At 39.4% G+C, this 16,207-nt stretch carries 21 protein-coding genes and 1 tRNA gene; 5 read left to right on the forward strand and 17 right to left on the reverse strand.

Going from position 1 to position 16,207, the window contains the following annotated elements:
- Positions 1 to 24: 24 nt before the first annotated feature.
- From AABM38_RS16470 to comGA, 8 genes are all read right to left on the reverse strand, one after another.
- Positions 25 to 522, reverse strand: a complete 498-nt coding sequence (locus tag AABM38_RS16470; RefSeq protein ID WP_423407381.1) for a shikimate kinase — start codon at positions 520 to 522, stop codon at positions 25 to 27.
- Between the two features lie 14 nt (positions 523 to 536).
- A complete protein-coding gene (gene comGG / locus AABM38_RS16475) occupies positions 537 to 767 on the reverse strand; it encodes a competence type IV pilus minor pilin ComGG (RefSeq protein WP_423407382.1) in 231 nt (76 codons plus the stop codon).
- A gap of 140 nt (positions 768 to 907) precedes the next feature.
- Complete coding sequence (gene comGF / locus AABM38_RS16480; RefSeq protein ID WP_423407383.1) at positions 908 to 1,384, reverse strand: competence type IV pilus minor pilin ComGF; 477 nt, start codon at positions 1,382 to 1,384, stop codon at positions 908 to 910.
- A complete protein-coding gene (locus tag AABM38_RS16485; RefSeq protein WP_423407384.1) occupies positions 1,335 to 1,670 on the reverse strand; it encodes a hypothetical protein in 336 nt (111 codons plus the stop codon). The genes comGF and AABM38_RS16485 overlap by 50 nt, the downstream gene beginning before the upstream one ends.
- Positions 1,654 to 2,067: a competence type IV pilus minor pilin ComGD gene (gene comGD, locus AABM38_RS16490; protein ID WP_423410772.1), complete on the reverse strand. Its 414-nt coding sequence runs from the start codon at positions 2,065 to 2,067 to the stop codon at positions 1,654 to 1,656. Before comGD ends, AABM38_RS16485 begins: the two co-directional genes overlap by 17 nt.
- Before the next feature lie 30 nt (positions 2,068 to 2,097).
- Positions 2,098 to 2,397: a competence type IV pilus major pilin ComGC gene (gene comGC, locus AABM38_RS16495; protein ID WP_423407385.1), complete on the reverse strand. Its 300-nt coding sequence runs from the start codon at positions 2,395 to 2,397 to the stop codon at positions 2,098 to 2,100.
- A gap of 27 nt (positions 2,398 to 2,424) precedes the next feature.
- A complete protein-coding gene (gene comGB / locus AABM38_RS16500) occupies positions 2,425 to 3,456 on the reverse strand; it encodes a competence type IV pilus assembly protein ComGB (RefSeq protein WP_423407386.1) in 1,032 nt (343 codons plus the stop codon).
- The gene (gene comGA, locus AABM38_RS16505; RefSeq protein WP_423410773.1) at positions 3,446 to 4,519 is read right to left on the reverse strand and encodes a competence type IV pilus ATPase ComGA; all 1,074 of its coding nucleotides are present in this window, start codon (positions 4,517 to 4,519) and stop codon (positions 3,446 to 3,448) included. Before comGA ends, comGB begins: the two co-directional genes overlap by 11 nt.
- 133 nt (positions 4,520 to 4,652) lie before the next feature.
- Between comGA and AABM38_RS16510 the strand changes: the two genes are divergently transcribed.
- Positions 4,653 to 4,724: transfer RNA gene (locus AABM38_RS16510), tRNA-Gln, on the forward strand.
- Between the two features lie 78 nt (positions 4,725 to 4,802).
- Here AABM38_RS16510 and AABM38_RS16515 read toward each other — a convergent pair.
- Complete coding sequence (locus tag AABM38_RS16515) at positions 4,803 to 5,156, reverse strand: Spx/MgsR family RNA polymerase-binding regulatory protein (protein WP_423407387.1); 354 nt, start codon at positions 5,154 to 5,156, stop codon at positions 4,803 to 4,805.
- 192 nt (positions 5,157 to 5,348) lie between these two features.
- On the opposite strand from AABM38_RS16515, the gene AABM38_RS16520 reads away from it, so the two are divergent.
- On the forward strand, positions 5,349 to 6,050 hold the full coding sequence (locus tag AABM38_RS16520; protein ID WP_423407388.1) for a helix-turn-helix transcriptional regulator: 702 nt from the start codon (positions 5,349 to 5,351) through the stop codon (positions 6,048 to 6,050).
- Positions 6,051 to 6,129: 79 nt separating this feature from the next.
- Entirely contained in the window at positions 6,130 to 6,375 is a 246-nt protein-coding gene (locus AABM38_RS16525) for a DUF2626 domain-containing protein (protein WP_251482833.1), read from the forward strand.
- 44 nt (positions 6,376 to 6,419) lie between these two features.
- Here AABM38_RS16525 and AABM38_RS16530 read toward each other — a convergent pair whose 3' ends face one another.
- Together AABM38_RS16530 and AABM38_RS16535 are read right to left on the reverse strand one after the other, a co-directional pair.
- Complete coding sequence (locus AABM38_RS16530) at positions 6,420 to 7,517, reverse strand: class I SAM-dependent methyltransferase (RefSeq protein WP_423407389.1); 1,098 nt, start codon at positions 7,515 to 7,517, stop codon at positions 6,420 to 6,422.
- A gap of 155 nt (positions 7,518 to 7,672) precedes the next feature.
- Entirely contained in the window at positions 7,673 to 8,308 is a 636-nt protein-coding gene (locus AABM38_RS16535; protein ID WP_423407390.1) for an MBL fold metallo-hydrolase, read from the reverse strand.
- A gap of 105 nt (positions 8,309 to 8,413) precedes the next feature.
- On the opposite strand from AABM38_RS16535, the gene AABM38_RS16540 reads away from it, so the two are divergent.
- Positions 8,414 to 8,881, forward strand: coding sequence for a hypothetical protein (locus AABM38_RS16540; RefSeq protein WP_423407391.1), 468 nt, complete (start codon positions 8,414 to 8,416; stop codon positions 8,879 to 8,881).
- Between the two features lie 120 nt (positions 8,882 to 9,001).
- Positions 9,002 to 9,178, forward strand: coding sequence for a DUF2759 domain-containing protein (locus AABM38_RS16545; protein WP_335375131.1), 177 nt, complete (start codon positions 9,002 to 9,004; stop codon positions 9,176 to 9,178).
- A gap of 56 nt (positions 9,179 to 9,234) precedes the next feature.
- On the opposite strand, the gene AABM38_RS16550 is transcribed toward AABM38_RS16545, so the two are convergent.
- From AABM38_RS16550 to AABM38_RS16575, 6 genes are all read right to left on the reverse strand, one after another.
- Positions 9,235 to 9,546: an MTH1187 family thiamine-binding protein gene (locus tag AABM38_RS16550; protein ID WP_423407392.1), complete on the reverse strand. Its 312-nt coding sequence runs from the start codon at positions 9,544 to 9,546 to the stop codon at positions 9,235 to 9,237.
- A 19-nt stretch (positions 9,547 to 9,565) separates the two neighbouring features.
- On the reverse strand, positions 9,566 to 10,720 hold the full coding sequence (locus tag AABM38_RS16555; RefSeq protein WP_423407393.1) for a hypothetical protein: 1,155 nt from the start codon (positions 10,718 to 10,720) through the stop codon (positions 9,566 to 9,568).
- A gap of 284 nt (positions 10,721 to 11,004) precedes the next feature.
- Entirely contained in the window at positions 11,005 to 12,891 is a 1,887-nt protein-coding gene (locus tag AABM38_RS16560; protein ID WP_423407394.1) for an LTA synthase family protein, read from the reverse strand.
- A 281-nt stretch (positions 12,892 to 13,172) separates the two neighbouring features.
- Positions 13,173 to 14,150 (reverse strand): ROK family glucokinase, encoded by a 978-nt coding sequence (locus AABM38_RS16565; protein ID WP_423407395.1) that lies wholly within the window; start codon positions 14,148 to 14,150, stop codon positions 13,173 to 13,175.
- Between the two features lie 6 nt (positions 14,151 to 14,156).
- Positions 14,157 to 14,372 (reverse strand): YqgQ family protein, encoded by a 216-nt coding sequence (locus AABM38_RS16570; protein WP_335375126.1) that lies wholly within the window; start codon positions 14,370 to 14,372, stop codon positions 14,157 to 14,159.
- Positions 14,373 to 14,620: 248 nt separating this feature from the next.
- Complete coding sequence (locus AABM38_RS16575; protein WP_423407396.1) at positions 14,621 to 16,081, reverse strand: spore germination protein; 1,461 nt, start codon at positions 16,079 to 16,081, stop codon at positions 14,621 to 14,623.
- Positions 16,082 to 16,207: the final 126 nt, after the last annotated feature.

The raw sequence follows: 16,207 nt of genomic DNA on the forward strand, positions 1-16,207 counted from the left end.
GATAACAAGTATAACCATCTCTATTCAATTCATACTAACAATAATTTCCTTTACAATTTCCGAAACGGACTTTGATGTCGTATCAATTTCGTAATGTGCTGTCTGGCGGTATAGTGGCAGCCTGCTGCTGTATAAAGATTGCGCTGCTTCTAGCTTATTTTCATGCAGCAAAGGTCTTGAGTGATCTCCTTCCAACCGTTGAAGTATTTCACCGATTTCCGCATATAAAAAGATAACGGTTCCGTTGCTTCTCATTTGACGTCTATTTTCTTCAGCTAATACTACGCCTCCACCGGTTGCTATCACTGCATCATATTGTGGCATCGTTTTTAATACAGCCGATTCAATTTCACGGAATTTAGCTTCACCGTCGCTAGCGAAAATATCATTAATTGATTTTCCAGCAGCTTCCACAATTTCAAGATCAGTGTCAAAGTGGGTAACGGTTAATGCTTCGGCAAGCTTCCTGGATACTGAAGTTTTGCCAGCACCCATGAAGCCAATTAAGTAAATAGCATTCATCTAAAAATCCCCTATCAATTTCTTTCTATCCATTTTACCATCCTCCCCAATTGCTTGTCATATCTGCCTGTTCCTATGGCTTTCTCTCCGCTCTTAAGCTTCAATGTAAATGTTATTTCTTCCATATTTTCCGAAAGCGATGTTTTATTAAATATCACTGTACCATTCTTAAAGTTAATTGTGCCTGTTGTCGGTAAACGATCTGCAATCATCATCGACTCTGCCTGCTTTATTGAACAAAGCATATAATACTCTTCCAGCCGAATCACTTTTGTTTCCTTGGAAAATCGCTTCTCTGCCACATACTGTTCCGTGACCGTCAGCAAAAATAAAGACAATAGTATGAGGAAAATCAATGTTAATGGGTATATGAAGCCTTTTTCATTTATGACGAAACCTCTCCTACTTTGATATAATTTTGAAACTTTGCAAAATGCTTAACTCCCTTAAGATCCGTAGCGGTCATCTCGAATCCCTCCTCTATCCTTTTAAACCGAAAACTAGAAAGGTTTTGCAATAAGATTTCATGACCTTGAAAATCTACTCTTCTCCGTATGCTAGTGCCATACTTTTCATAAAGAATTACCTTTCCATCAATTTTCATCATGATGTTCTCTGGGTTAACTGTCATTTCGTCAGCAGAGCGTATTTCCTTTTTAACCTGGCTGCTGAAGATTTCCCACTCCATCCTGCGTATCCCACTCTCAATCAGTCCATTATCCAGGATCACTCTCATGCCAACTGGAAATGCCGAAGCAATCATTAAAAAAGTGAGCAATGACAAGAGCATTTCAATGAAAGTGAAGCCCCTGTCATTCAACGAGGGCACATTTCTCATTCTCTTTTTGATTCTCACCAGCATAATGCACACATACCTCCCATGATGAACTGATATCCTCCTTGTAGACAGCTACACCGAATAATACTCCATCCCTTAAAACACTCCCCCTGCCCGATTCTGATCCGGTAATTTTTATATACATCAGCTCGTCAAATAACACATGAGCAGCCGCAGCATCCTCTCTTAGCTGCACAGTTTGGCTGATAACCATTAGAGCAAATGGGAGAATAACGGATGCAGCCATGACAAAGGCAGCCAGTGAAAGAATCATTTCCGCAAGAAAGTAACCATCACTCTTCTGTAACATAGAATCTGCCCTTTCCAATCAAAATCATCAGCTTGTACGTCCTGTTTCTTATTTTTATATAAAGTGAACCAAAACCATCGATATTCCCGTCTGGCATATATTGAAAATATAAACTCATCGACCCTTTCACTATCTTTATATCAGGCGAGTAATGCCTTTTTATCAAATATGCATCACCATATTCATTACTCCGAATATAGTAAAAATTATTTTCCGGCATAATATGGACGGCTATTTTCTCTTGATGGGAAATGGCATACTGCTGTGCATAAAGAAAGTCTGATTTCAATTGAGCAAAAAAGAGGTTCTTTTCAAGATTTGCATCTTGCGGAGTGAATATGAAGATTGTGGTTGAGCTGAGCATGAAAAGTGCTGACAGGACGACCAGCATTTCCACCAATGTAAAACCTTTTGAGTTATTCATATCCTATTGTTTTGTAACTGCACCATCTGACGAAATCTGAAGCAGAGATCCATCAGGGCATTTTCCTTCAGCACTTTTCAAATATCCGTCAGCTTTTAGCTCATCAAAGGTTGGGGTTTTATTATTATCGATTTTATAAGCCTGAACCTGAGCCTCTACTGTCTTCATATAGGCTTCGCAGCCCTTCGTATTAATATTGGAACTATGCTTTGAAATATTAGGTACTGTTATGATTAATAAAACAGATATCACCAACAATACAATCATCATTTCAATTAATGTAAATCCTTTTTGATTTTTCATTTGTTTAATACTCCTTTTAAAGATAATTTATATTCCTTGTAGCAACTGGAACATTGGAAGCAAAATCGCAAGGTACAATGATATAATCAGCAGTCCAATAAAGCTGTATAATACCGGCTGGATGATTTTCATTGTTTTTTCGGTCCTTTCTTCCAGCTGATTAAGACAATGCCTGCTGTAAAAATAAAGCTCTTGGTCCAACTTGCCGTTTTTTTGGCCATGGCGGACAATCCTTGCCAATTCGTCTTCAAAAAACGGGTATGCATCTAAGGCGGCATCCAAATCCTGCCCCCTGGAAAGCTTGTAAATAATCCCCTTTCCTATTTCCATTAAGAATGGTTCGTGCCGATTGTTCTCAAACACTTTCAACGCGTCCAAAACTGAAAGGCCCCCTGAAAATAAATAGCTCAATTGAACCGAAAAAAAATGGGTATAAAAAAGCTTCAAAAGCTTGCCTGCCAGAGGCACACTTGTAAGCTTTGCTTTTTGTTCAATAGGAGAGAGCTTTTTAAAAACCAATAAGTAATAACCTATGGTCAAAATGATTAATGCTAACACGGAGTACAGAATAAATGGAAATATGGAGGCGGTTGAATAAATAAACTGCATAAATAAATTAGGGGAGAGGTTCATGTCGGTAAAAAGCGAAGTGAATTTTGGGAGCAGGAGCCGGTCAACGAAGAAAAATAACACCCCAGTCAGCATCACAAGAAAAAGTGGATAGGAACCAATCTTTTTCAATCGCTGAAGGTCACTTTCCCTTTTAAGCACCATTTCGCTGCCTTCTTTTACAGCATGAGCCAGACCTCCATGCTGCTCTGCAAAATAAACATAGCTAACTAAATCCTTATTAAACTTAAGCTGTTCAAGTATCAAATACAGTGGATACCCTTCACGTAATTGACCAAGACTATTTTTTATGTCATTCTTTCTTTTCTTCTCAAGATAAAATGTTAATGACTCAATCGCTTCTGCTAATGGGTAGCCACGGGCCAATAATTCACCTGCCCTTTTCAGGAATCGGGCCTGTTCCTCAACTGGCCATTTATTATCCTTCATTGAGCACCCACCTTTGGTATTCTGATTCCTTGATATAACCGAGCGCAATTCCTTTTGTGATGGCGTCTTTTAATGTTTTGTAGTGGTAAGAATGTGGTTCTCCTCTTGCTTCTTTAAGTACAGCTATAAGATCCCTTCCTGTAAGAATCTCAAAAACATTCCCCCTTTTTCCGCTTCCAGAAGAATAACAAAATGGTGAACAACCATCATCACAGTATCTGCATGTCAGCTCGACAAGTCTTTGGGCCGTCACGGCAATGAGCGTCTGTTCAATCTCCTGCCAGTTGATGCCAAATTCGATCAGCCTGTAAATCGCTCCTTTAGCATCCCGGGTATGCATCGTGGTCAATACAAGATGGCCAGTGAGCGCGGCACGGACAGCAGTTTCAGCAGTCTCTTTATCCCTGATTTCTCCAACCATGATAATGTCCGGATCATGCCTCAATATCGCCTTCAAGCCTGCAGAGTAGGAAATGCCAGCCCGTTCGTTCACTTGGACCTGCAGCACCGTTTCACTCGGTTTTTCAATGGGATCCTCAAGTGCAATAACATTGCGGTTTACGATTTCCGATGTTTCAGACAGCATTGAATAAAGGGTCGTGGTTTTGCCGCTTCCGGTCGGACCAGTGAAAATAATAAGGCCATGCGCATGCTTTAATAATGAGATCAATTTTTTGGATGTTTCCGGGAACAAGGAAATTTGAAAGGAAGGGATTTGATTTTGCTGCGGGAGTAATCGTATTACCATACTTTCATTTTTGTAGGCTGGCAGGGTGGAAATCCTTAAACCTATTTTTGTGTCGAGATATTGATAGGTGTAAGCACCGCTCTGCGGCCGTCTTTTTTCACCAATATCCATGGATGCGGTGAATTTAAAGTGTGAAATGAGCCGGTCGCAATCCGCTTGTTCAAGCGTAAAACGGGGGAGGAGCTGGTTCCCAAGCCTGAATTTGATGAGTGTGTCTCTTTCACGGGGAATGATGTGGATATCAGAGGCTCCGCTTCTTAAAGCATCCTTTAATACATTTTCTGCAAGTTGTTCAATTGACTTTACAATAGGTATGCACCACCTTTTTCGTTATAGTAAAATATTTCGCTAAGTCCTTTTCTTCTCCTGCCGATAATTTTGTTTAAATGTGTATAAAAAATGACAAATCGAATTATACTACTATCGTACAACAGCAAGCATTGATTAATGGGCTATAGCCAAGCGGTAAGGCAACGGACTTTGACTCCGTCATGCGTTGGTTCGAATCCAGCTAGCCCAGTTAGAACGAACATTCCTGCTAAAAACGAATAACGGTACCACATAAAAATCGGAAGCGTTGCGCTTCCGATTTTTCATTTTATTTAGCTATCCCTTTCAAAGCGTCAGGGTTAAATCCCACGATCAGCTTTTTCCCGTCTGTCAATATTGGCCTCCTCAGAAGCTTTGGTTCATCGACCATCAGTTTCAGTACTTCAGATAAAGGCAGGTCTTCAAACTCTATTCCTAATTTTTTATAGGTTCCCCCTCTAGTTGCAAGCAGTTCATCGAGACCATCTGTAGTCAATGATAAAATTTGCAGCAATTCATTTTTCGTCGGAGTGTCTTTGAACAAATGACGTTCTTTAAATTTCACACTGTTTGACACAAGCCATTTTTTTGTTTTGCGGCAAGATGTACAGCTTGGATAGGAATAAAATATCAATTCTTTCATTCGTCATACCTCCTGGCTAATATTTTTATTGTTAATTACATTGTATAACTTTTGTATAACTTTTGTACACTTATTTGTCATCATTTCGCCATTTAGTTGTGAACATTTTCTAAACATATAGTTTAAACAGTGTAAACCTTATTTTCCCCTGTATTATAATAAAGGCAAAATAGTGGTCTGAGGTGAACTAAGATGGAACAAACATTAAAAATAACAAGCGTCTTGTCTGACCCAACTCGTTATTATATTTATCAATACATTACAAAGAGGCATAAAGATGTAACTGTTCAAGAAATAGCAGATAACTTTGATATTCATCCGAATGTGGCACGTCTCCATTTATCTAAGCTGGAAGATGTAAATATGCTTATTTCCGAAACGAAAAAGACTGGCAAAGGCGGACGGCCTAGCAGGCTTTACCGCCTCTCAGATGATGTGATCCAGCTGCACTTCCCATTCAGGGACTATCAGCTGCTATCAAAGATAGCCATGACAACGATGATGTCATTAGGGGAAGCTGGAAAAAATGCTCTATACTTGACTGGTAAACGCTTTGGGGCTGAATTGATGGATCAGGAAATTTCCCGACATCCGCAGATTCCTGAAGATATGAGCTTTGAGCATAAGCTTAATGCAATCAAGAATGCGGCGACGCTCGCGGGATTCTATCCTGAGTTCGAAGTGAATGACGAAAAAACAAAAATCTATTTCCAAATCTTCAACTGCCCTTTCAAAGAAGTTGCCATAGATCACAGTGAGACAGTCTGCAATATGCATTATGAGTTTTTGCGAGGAATGTTTGAATCTCTTTTTGGAGACATCGAGCTGATTGAAAAGGAAAATATGTTCACTGGCTGTGACTCATGTTCTTACCAGGCTGTTATTGCACAATAATCAATCCTTGTTTACTTTTCACTCCACTATACTTTATAATATGATAGTGATGGACTTGTAGGGTAAAGGAGGGATATCTTTGGATCGTATGTACAGAGTTTTAGGATTCTGGACGGGAATCTTTGCTGTGATGTTTTTCTTAGGTCACATGTATACGACGTCCTTGATTTTCTTTGGTCAAACTGGATTTTTCTTGCTTTTAAGCTATTTGAAACTGTCCGAGCGTATGTATATTTACGTATTCGGCGCATACTTAACTGTTTTCTTTGCAGGATTTACTTACTGGACAACATTTATGATGCCACTTGGCGGAGCGGGACACTAAACCTATTCCCCAATAAAAAAAGCGATGGATTCCCATCGCTTTTTTTATTTGCTGATTATTTTAACGGATTCCTCTCTCATCCCCTTGCCCTGGATGATCACATCAAATGATTGACTGATGCTGCCAGGCATGATGAGACTTCGTATAGCCCTATTCTTTTTGCTTGTTTCTGAAAAGGGGTTTGGATCATAGTGGTTTTCCAGCTCTTGCAGAATGCCAATCGACAGCAGGAATTCATCCTGTCTCTTTTTTTGCAGGAAGCTCAAGCCATACTTTTCACCCTGAGATATCAATGCATCGAAATGGACATGACTCGTTATATCCATTTCCCCAGGCATCTGCAGGACATCGTGATACATTTGATGCTGATAATATCCCCTGAGACTTCCCTTTTTTCGTGAAGGTTCCATCCATTGTTCTTTTGTATATCCATAATCGACAGTGATAATGATCCCTTTTGATAAGGTTTCTGCAATGGATTTTATGAATCCCTCCATTGCCAGAGGTATTTCAATCCGCTGACCTTCGATAAGTTCAATATTTTGTTCTTGTAAGAATGCAATTATCTCTTCATTTTCAACAGGAACGAATTTTTCAATCAACTGTTCATTTTCACACGTTATAAAGACTTCCTGGATGACATCTTGTCTTTTTTCAATTACATGAACAGGGAAGGCATCGAACAATTCATTTGAAAAAACAAGACCCTCATTCATTCCTGAATCAGCGTAGGTCGGAGCATGAACCACATGAACATTGTCCAGCCGGCCCAAAGCCTCCGATTGCAATTCCCTGTGATAAGGACTTTCCTCAACTATGTAATATGTAAGAGCAGCATCACTACATTCATTCCAGCCTGAAATGAATGCACGAGCAAAACGCCCATTTCCCGCACCAATTTCACAAATAAATGGCGGAAGGTCTAAACTCCCAATGTTCGTAGCAAACCATTTGCCTATTAATTTTCCGAAAATATCTGAAACATTGCTTGTAGTATAAAAGTCTCCGCCTTTGCCAATCTTTTGGCGATTTTTTATATAGTAGCCTTTTGAAGGATGGTAAAGCGCTAACTCCATATATTTAGCATAAGAGATCATTTTATGTGGGGATGAAGCAATAACCTTGCTGATTATTTCTTTCATAATATCTCCTCAGACACAGTTTTTCACTATTGACATAGTGTTTTCTTTATTATATTGTTTTAATTAGTAGCTTAACTATATCCCCTCCCATGATATGAATAGAACATCCCCCAGAAAAGCCCTTCTCTAAGAGAAGGGCTTTTCTAGTTTGAAAGTTAAAACCCGTTTAAAAATGGATTTGTGTCCATTTCATAGCCAATTGTTGTGGCTGGTCCATGTCCTGGCAAGACTTCTGTTTCTTCAGGCAATACTAAAAGCCTGTCATGGATACTTTTAATTAGCTGATTATGGTTTCCACCTGGCAAATCAGTCCTGCCGATACTTCCATTGAAAAGAGCATCACCAGCGAGAACAAAATTGTCATCAGGGAAATAGATAGAAATGCTGCCAGGTGAGTGCCCAGGTGTTTCATATACGGAAAAAGAAAAATTGCCTATGGACATTTCTCCTTCATCTGTAATCAAGTTTTCTGCCGGCCTTGCTGTGATCATTTCTTTCATCATAAAATGCCTCGATCCATTTAATGCAGGATCTGTAAGCCAATCCTTTTCCCTTACATGAACATATACCTTAATTGCGTATTTATCCCTGATACGGTCTACTGCGCCTATATGATCAAAATGGGCATGCGTTAGCAAGATAGCTTCAGGCTTTAGTTCATGCTGTTCAATTATTGTTGTCAGCTTTTTTGGATTATCCCCAGGATCAACGATTAAACAAGAATTATTTTCATCAATGATCAGGTAACAATTTGTCTGCAATTGCCCAAGTGGAATTTGTTTCCATTTCATATATAAATGCCTCCAGCTTCTATTGAAATTATCATTATACTTATTCTACACTATTGTTGTATAAGATTTAAGGATTTGCCAAAAGATCTGTAAGGAGCATAAACATTGGATAAAACAATAGGGATCGAAGCTAAACCATTTATCTCAGAACTGCCAGACTTTTTGCAGTTTCTTCATTCAGTTGCGCCTCCCCTTCTCGTTCAGGGTCATTTATTTATCTATCCGTCTGGAAACCTTGCCGATGAGGCAGCTGAGCTGCTGCATGATGCAGAGTTATTAGAAGAAATTCATCCTCTTATTAGAATAACTGAAGGCAAACCAGGAGCTGACTTTTTCGATTATGGATTTTATGCTGATGGTGCATCATTTATATATATTGATCAGTTAACAGCTTTCAAAATAAGTGGTTCAGACAATAAACAAATAGAGATGGCATTACTGCAAATAGATGAGCACTTAACTTTTAAAGCACCAGGAGAGATTTTTTTCATAGCGAAACACTATAAAGAGCTGATTATGGGTATAGTAAGGGCATATAAAGTTAAAGTTGAATTTTTAGACCTCGACAAATGATTTAAAAAAATATACAATAAAAAACGAGTGTATGCTTGTAATTACATAAACAGGCTGCCGCCTAAAACTTCAACAAAAAGGCTAAATGCCTGCCAAATATTTAATGAAGGGGGCTTTATCATGGGATTGGCGATTATTTTCGCTTTAGTTACGCTACTTGCCGGCTATGGAACATTTACGGCGCTTAAAAACAAAAACCTTCTTGGAATTGTATTCGCTGGAGGAACATTCTTAGTACTTGGCTGGTTCACAGTCATGACAGTCCTTAACCACGGATTCCCTGTTGCGCATCATTAATAGAAGGCATTAAAAAGACCACCGTTCAGGTGGTCTTTTTTTATATACAATAAAGATTATTTCAGAAGCTCGTTAACCCGATCTACTTTTTCATGCATCTTCCTCTTTACATCGCGCCGGTCATCAATCCGGATATTTGTCGCCACCCTTAATATCCCAGCGTTGAATGGTGCCTCATGGATTGCTTGAATAACCTCAAACAATACAGGCAGCTCACCCTCAATCAAAGTATTCATTGGAGTCAGCTGGAATTGGATTTTTCCTTCTTTTTCATACTCCTTGAGAATTTTTTGAATGTCTGCTACATAGGAACTTACACTAGGTGTCTGTGTACCAATCGGTATAACTGTCACATCTACTATAGCCATTTGTTTCTCTCCTATTGAATTATTTGACGAGCTCAATTATTTCCTTTGTTTCAATGTTTAATACCTTATCGAACTGAAATCCTGTAAGGCACATTTCGCCAGAAGGCGAGCAGGATATAGGCTCATTGGGCTGGCCTGAAAAAATAATCTCCTCTTTTTGTGTATCAAGGTTTAAACGGATTAGATCAAAGCCATCCTGATAAATATCTGCCTCTCCATTATGAAGGGCACGTAAATATAAGATTTCCTTCCCATCATTCATTAAATCATAAAAAGGAATTATCCAGCCAGAAAATGATGTTAGAACCGGTGCATTAAAGCTAGCTGCTGGTTCAAGTCCCGGTGCATAGATTGTGTAATGTGCAAGCTCAGAATCTTCATTTTCTTCGATCCTGACTGTGATCAGATTCTTTCCCATCGCATCAAACTGGTATAAATCCTCAAAAAGCTGCTCAGTTCTCAGATTATCAACTGATAATACCTTTAATGGTGCCTGCAATGCCATACTTTGTTCCTGCCACTCCTGAAAAACAAGTTCTTCGTCAGAAATCCAGCGAACAAATGGCTCTGGAAGATCAAGCTCCTTTAGCTGCTTCTTATTCAAGTCCAACAAAAAAGTACTAAAATCCCAATCTTCTGTAAAAGCAGAAACCGTAAGCAAATCCATATTAAATGGATTCCATTCAAAACTTAATTCATAAGAATCTATGTTTGCCGAAAAAATCTCTTTGCCTGAGAGATCGATGATCGTCAAAATTCCAGTATTTGTGGCAGCACCATGAATTAAAATTTTCTTTTTATCAGGACTTATCTCAGCCGCAATAATGGGATTTTCACTTTTAAAAAGCATATTCGCTTTTCCTGAGCCAAGATTATAGGAATACAGTGCAGAACTCTCGCCCTTATTTGCAATATATAGGATAGATAGATTCGTTAGCCAGCCTGCTGACTTGTAAAACTCTTCATCCTCTTCCTGAATTGGTATGATACTAGCTCCTAAAAAAGAAGTTCCAGGTGTTTCTTTTAGCCTGTCCAAGTCATGCTTAGCTCCGGCATGGATTGAACCCTCCATATTCTGGGAGCATCCGGAAAGACTTGTTGCAGAAGTGAACAGGATCATGAATAGCAATAACATAATAGGCTTTTTGTATGTATTCTCTCTGTCTCCTTTCACCACTACACCACCCTTACGATAAAAACATTGTATTTATTTGTACGTTAAATACTACCCAAATGTTTCATACAATTACGTTAAATCTTTATTTGAACCTCTTTTGGTAGACCATGCTGATATTTAAGCATAATAAGTTCCCTTTTACACTTACAGATTTACTTTCAACAATAACCTAGGGAACAAAGCATAATTCCGATACAGATAAGATACACTCATGTCCAGGAAAATACAATCGTTATGACAAATAAAAACCTGCGCCAAAGAGCACAGGTTTTTATTCGATCTTATTCTTCACTCTTAGGGAAAGAGCCTTTGCTGCCTGCAGACTTATCATAGAATCTCAACAGGTCCCCGTAAATGATTTTATCGGAGTATTCAAGTTCATTCTTTGCTTTTTCCATATAAGGTTCACAGCTGTTTTTGTCTGTAGGTTCACCAGTTGCTTTATCATAGCAGGTTTCACGTGTAAAAACACGATCCTTCGTGATAAAGCTGCCATCGCGAAGTACAGCAAAATCAAGGCGGTCCTTAGAGAACAGGTCTGAACCAAAATCAATGTCAGACTTTGTATCAATTCCAAGCAGGTGCAAGATTGTCGGCTTGATATCGATCTGGCCGCCAACAGTGGAAATGGTCTTTCCTTTTTGTCCCGGAATATGGACAATCAAAGGCACCTTCTGCAACTGAGTGCTTTCAAATGGCGTAATCTCTTTGCCAAGGTATTCACTCATAGCTTTATTATGATTTTCGGAAATCCCATAATGGTCTCCGTATAATATGATAATGGAATCTTCATAAAGACCCTCATCTTTTAATTTTTGTACAAAAAGCTTCAAAGCCTCATCCTGATAACGAACTGTTGGAAAATAATTATTTACTGTTTTATCATCGGAAGTATACGGCTGAATAAATCTGTCTTCCTCACTCAATTCAAATGGGAAGTGATTAGTCAATGTAATGAATTTTGAGTAGAACGGTTTTGGCATTTCCTTCAAATGCTGAACAGATTGTTGAAGGAAGTCAACATCCTTCATTCCCCATCCTACTGAATTCTCTTCAGTCACTTCGTAATCAGGCAGCGAATAAAAACGCTGATATCCTAATGATTGGTACATAATGTCCCGGTTCCAGAAACTCTTATTATTAGCGTGTAGAGAAGCTGTATAGTAACCGTTTTTGTTTAAAATTTCCGGAGTAGCCGTAAATTCATTCCCCGAGTGAGTAAAGAAAACTGCGCCTCGGCTCAAAGGATAAAGTGAATTTTCAACCAGGAACTCTGAGTCTGATGTTTTACCCTGGCCAGTTTGGTGATAGAAGTTATCAAAGTAATAACTGTCTTTAATGAAATCGTTTAGGAAAGGAGTTATTTCCTGTCCATTTACTTTTTGGTTAATCACAAAGTTCTGTGTTGATTCCATAGAGATAAGAATAACGTTCTTGCCTTTCGCTGCACCAAACATCTTATCATCAGGCGGCAAATAGTTTGCTCGAACATAATTGTCGATATCGGCTAATTCGCTGCCGTCAGCCATTGCTCGCTGTGCAGATGATTTAGACTGTAAGAACGCATCATAAAGATGGTAATTGTAAGTTCCGATATTTTTTACCAGCATTTCTCTGTCGAACGTTCTTGTTAACAGCTGTGGACGCTCTGTTTCAGCCATTCCAAGATTGAAAAAAGCGATCGCGATCGCGACGAGGAAGAATGCTCTGCGATCTACCTTGGAATATTCTCGGTATCCCATAAATTTCGGTTTAATTTTTAATAGGACGGCTAAAATGATAAAGTCAGCAAAATATAATAAATCACTGAAGTTGATCAATTCGGTGACACTGCTTCCCAAGTCGCTCATGTTGCTCGTCTGGAATAAGACTGGAATCGTCAGGAAGTCATTAAAAAAGCGGTAGAACACAACATTCGCGAACAATACTGCGGATATTATGAAACTTGTAATCAGCACGTAGCGCTTCTGGTTCTTCTCCTTCATGAACAAGCTGATTCCGAAGATGAACATCAGGAAGCTTAAAGGATTTATGAACAGGATAATTTCCTGTCTCCAGTTTTCAATTTTAATATCAAAGCTAGTTTTATAGGCAATATAAGTTTTCAGCCATAGCAGGATTGTTGCGATGGCAACAATGGATGCTTTTGACCATTTAGGTGTTTTCATTCATTCACTACCTCCCTGTTATTAAATAACAGACATGGGAATTTTTAGGATAAATAAACATCTGCTTCAAGAATCAAACATAATCTTAATACTTTTTTTACGAAAAAGCAAACCCAACTTAAAATGCAAAATGTATAATCCATCAATGTGATTTTCCACCATTATAGACGATTCAAACCTCAAAAAGTTTCACCGCTGTCCAAATTCCGAAAATTGGAACTTTTGGCACAAATGAAAACAGGGAGTTTTCTCATAGATGAGAAAACTCCCTGTCATAAGACTTAGGATTGATAAATTTTATTCTTAACCAGCCAAGCAGCGCCAATCACACCAGCATCATTTCCTAACGTTGCGATACTAATCTCAGTGGACTGAGCAACTCTTGGGAAAGAATTTCTTAAGAATTGTTCTTTTACCGGATTCAGGAGGACACCCCCTGCTTTAGATACTCCACCGCCAAGGACGATTTTTTCAGGATTAAGTGTATTGGCTATGTTTGCGAGAGCAATTCCCAGGTGCAATGCAACTATGTTGATTACCTTAAGGGCAATTGCATCGTTTCTTCTGGCAGAATCGAATACATCTTTTGCAGTTACAAGTCCTGTTTCTTTTAAAACGGCAACAAGCTCACCGCTCGATGGTTCTGCATCCATAACTTCTTTCGCAATCCTTACAATACCGGTTGCAGAAGCAATGGTTTCGAGGCAGCCCGTTTTACCGCAGTTGCATGGTGCCCCACCTTCAGCTAATGAAGTAATATGGCCGATTTCCCCTGCAGCACCGCTTATTCCATGGACAATATCCCCATTGGTGATGACGCCTCCGCCGACCCCCGTACCTAAAGTTACACAAACAAGATCCTTCGCTCCATTGCCAGCACCTTTCCACATTTCACCTAGTGCGGCACAATTAGCATCATTATCGATTACAGCCGGCAATGAAGTTTCTACTTCAAGTAAATCCTTTAACGGATATGGTTCTCTCCACCCAAGGTTTACCGCCTCAAAAATAACCCCTGAGGAAAGATCGACCGGACCAGGTGCTCCCATGCCAATCCCAATAACTTCACTTTTGGAATGACCTAATTCTCCCAGCTTTTGATCAATCGATTTTGCAATATGAAGGGTGATATTTTTCCCGTCGTTGGAAACATCGGTTGGTATTTCCCATTTATAAAGAATTTCCCCATATAAGTTTATAAACGCCAGTTTTGTCGTTGTACCACCTAAGTCCACACCTATTAGCCATTTTTCAGCCATCTTGCATCACCTTTTCTTATTTGCAGTTTTTTCTTTTTCCAGCTGTATCTCATGTCTTAACAGCAATATTGCAGTCTGATAAACATTTGTCTCGATCAGTTGGGAATTAAAAAGTTCCTTCAATTCTGACTCCATAAGCTCTAAATCAGAAACTCTGTCGCCAATGTAAATTATGGTCCCGAACTTTTTCAGGAATTGCTGGATTTCATAAATCGTTTTCAACGGATTCCCCTCAATGTTTGTGAATATAAGAGCATGTCTACAATACTTAAGTATAAAGGATATAAAGAGCCTCCTCAAGTGTGCTGGAGAAGATTTTATCATAATTTATATTTCTTTTATTAAACTGTTTCAAAGCAGATAATATCAGTTAACCTATCGGCTCGAATTACATGTTTATTTCATTTGCTAACCTTAATCCCCCAAAAAACTAAAAAGCAGCCGAGGCTGCTTTTCTTCGTTTCGCATTATTAACGATCCGGATCCTGCGGATGCAAAATTCGCGGACGCCGATTTTTCAATGGGATTGGTGAACGCAACAGGACGTCCCGGAAAGCCCTAAGGTTAAACGGTATGAACGGCCAGAGATACGGAACGCCAAATGACTTCATCCTTGCGAGCATGATGATGAACAGGACAATCCCAATCAAGAACCCGTATAGTTGGAACGCAGCTGTTAAAATCAGCAAAAATAATCGTACAAGCCTGTTGGCAAGGCTCATTTCGTAGCTTGGAGTCGCGAACGTGCCAATTGCTGCTATAGCAAGGTATAAGATGACTTCATTAGTCAGAAGGCCAACCTCTACCGCAACCTGGCCAATCATCAATGCAGCGACAAGTCCCAGTGCAGTGGCCAGTGAGGTTGGAGTATGTATTGCTGCCATCCTCAGGACATCTATGCCGATTTCGATCATGAAGAATTGTAAAAACAATGGGATCTGACCTGGATCATTTGGACCTATATAGGAAAGCTTATCCGGCAGCAGTCCAGGTTCTACTGCGAATAAATACCACAGCGGCAGCAAAAACAATGATGACCATACTGCCATGAATCTAACTAATCGCAAATATGCTCCAACTATTGGTTTATTTCGATATTCCTCGGCATGCTGCAAATGATGCCAGTAAGTTGTAGGCGTGATAAGCACGCTTGGCGATCCATCAACAATAATACAGACATGACCTTCATATAAGTGTGTTGCTGCCGTATCGGGCCTTTCTGTATACCTGACCGTCGGAAATGGATTCCAATGACGGCCAGCCATAAATTCTTCAATTGTCTTTTCTGCCATTGGAAGTCCGTCAGTATCAATTTTGCTGATGTCGTCTTTTACCTTTTTGACCATTTCGGGGTCAGCGATATCTTCAATATAGCAAACGACAATATCAGTCTTAGAACGCCTGCCAGCCTGCATGTATTCCATTCTTAAGGTGCGGTCACGGATTCTTCTCCTGGTAAGAGCGGTATTAAATACGAGTGTTTCGACAAAGCCATCTCTAGAACCCCTTACAACTCTCTCGGTATCAGGCTCCTCTGGTCCCCTGACAGGGTAGGTCCTGGCATCGATCAAAATCACTTCTGTGATTCCATCAATCGCCAAGGCTGTTGGACCTGCAAGCACCATATCTGCTACTTTATCTAAATCATCAGTTGTTTCAACTTCTACGTATGGTATATACGTTTTTACCATTTTTTTCAGAGTGTCTACTTCTAAGGTCCCTGGCTCCAGCTTGGCCAGCAATTGCATGATAAATAATAAGATATCATCCTTTACAAAACCATCAACCAGGAACAGCGCCATATCTCTGCCAGCATATTCTACATCAAGCTGAATGACATCAAAACTTTTGCCAATACCAAGTTCTTTTCTTAGGAATTCAATATTTTCTTTTAGGTTTTCTTGTACAAGATGCTTCTTTTTCTCTGTCATAGCTCAATTCAAACACCTTTCATCCCAGCAATAAACCATTATTTTCCTGACTATTTCTTCACCATCTTTGCCCAAGAATCAATAAAACATACTTAATGCATGTCTTAAGAACAAGGGTCATATAGT

This window comes from Heyndrickxia sp. MSNUG (assembly GCF_049532715.1).
In the GTDB taxonomy this organism is placed as follows: Bacteria; Bacillota; Bacilli; order Bacillales; family Cytobacillaceae; genus Mesobacillus.

Excerpts from the sequence above, each read along its gene's own strand:
- AABM38_RS16470 (WP_423407381.1), bottom strand. The coding sequence starts at position 522 with ATGAATGCTATTTACTTAATTGGCTTCATGGGTGCTGGCAAAACTTCA.
- comGG (WP_423407382.1), bottom strand. The coding sequence starts at position 767 with ATGCTTTGTTCAATAAAGCAGGCAGAGTCGATGATGATTGCAGATCGT.
- comGF (WP_423407383.1), bottom strand. The coding sequence starts at position 1,384 with ATGCTGGTGAGAATCAAAAAGAGAATGAGAAATGTGCCCTCGTTGAAT.
- AABM38_RS16485 (WP_423407384.1), bottom strand. The coding sequence starts at position 1,670 with ATGTTACAGAAGAGTGATGGTTACTTTCTTGCGGAAATGATTCTTTCA.
- comGC (WP_423407385.1), bottom strand. The coding sequence starts at position 2,397 with ATGAAAAATCAAAAAGGATTTACATTAATTGAAATGATGATTGTATTG.
- comGB (WP_423407386.1), bottom strand. The coding sequence starts at position 3,456 with ATGAAGGATAATAAATGGCCAGTTGAGGAACAGGCCCGATTCCTGAAA.
- AABM38_RS16515 (WP_423407387.1), bottom strand. The coding sequence starts at position 5,156 with ATGAAAGAATTGATATTTTATTCCTATCCAAGCTGTACATCTTGCCGC.
- AABM38_RS16520 (WP_423407388.1), top strand. The coding sequence starts at position 5,349 with ATGGAACAAACATTAAAAATAACAAGCGTCTTGTCTGACCCAACTCGT.
- AABM38_RS16530 (WP_423407389.1), bottom strand. The coding sequence starts at position 7,517 with ATGAAAGAAATAATCAGCAAGGTTATTGCTTCATCCCCACATAAAATG.
- AABM38_RS16535 (WP_423407390.1), bottom strand. The coding sequence starts at position 8,308 with ATGAAATGGAAACAAATTCCACTTGGGCAATTGCAGACAAATTGTTAC.
- AABM38_RS16545 (WP_335375131.1), top strand. The coding sequence starts at position 9,002 with ATGGGATTGGCGATTATTTTCGCTTTAGTTACGCTACTTGCCGGCTAT.
- AABM38_RS16550 (WP_423407392.1), bottom strand. The coding sequence starts at position 9,546 with ATGGCTATAGTAGATGTGACAGTTATACCGATTGGTACACAGACACCT.
- AABM38_RS16560 (WP_423407394.1), bottom strand. The coding sequence starts at position 12,891 with ATGAAAACACCTAAATGGTCAAAAGCATCCATTGTTGCCATCGCAACA.
- AABM38_RS16565 (WP_423407395.1), bottom strand. The coding sequence starts at position 14,150 with ATGGCTGAAAAATGGCTAATAGGTGTGGACTTAGGTGGTACAACGACA.
- AABM38_RS16575 (WP_423407396.1), bottom strand. The coding sequence starts at position 16,081 with ATGACAGAGAAAAAGAAGCATCTTGTACAAGAAAACCTAAAAGAAAAT.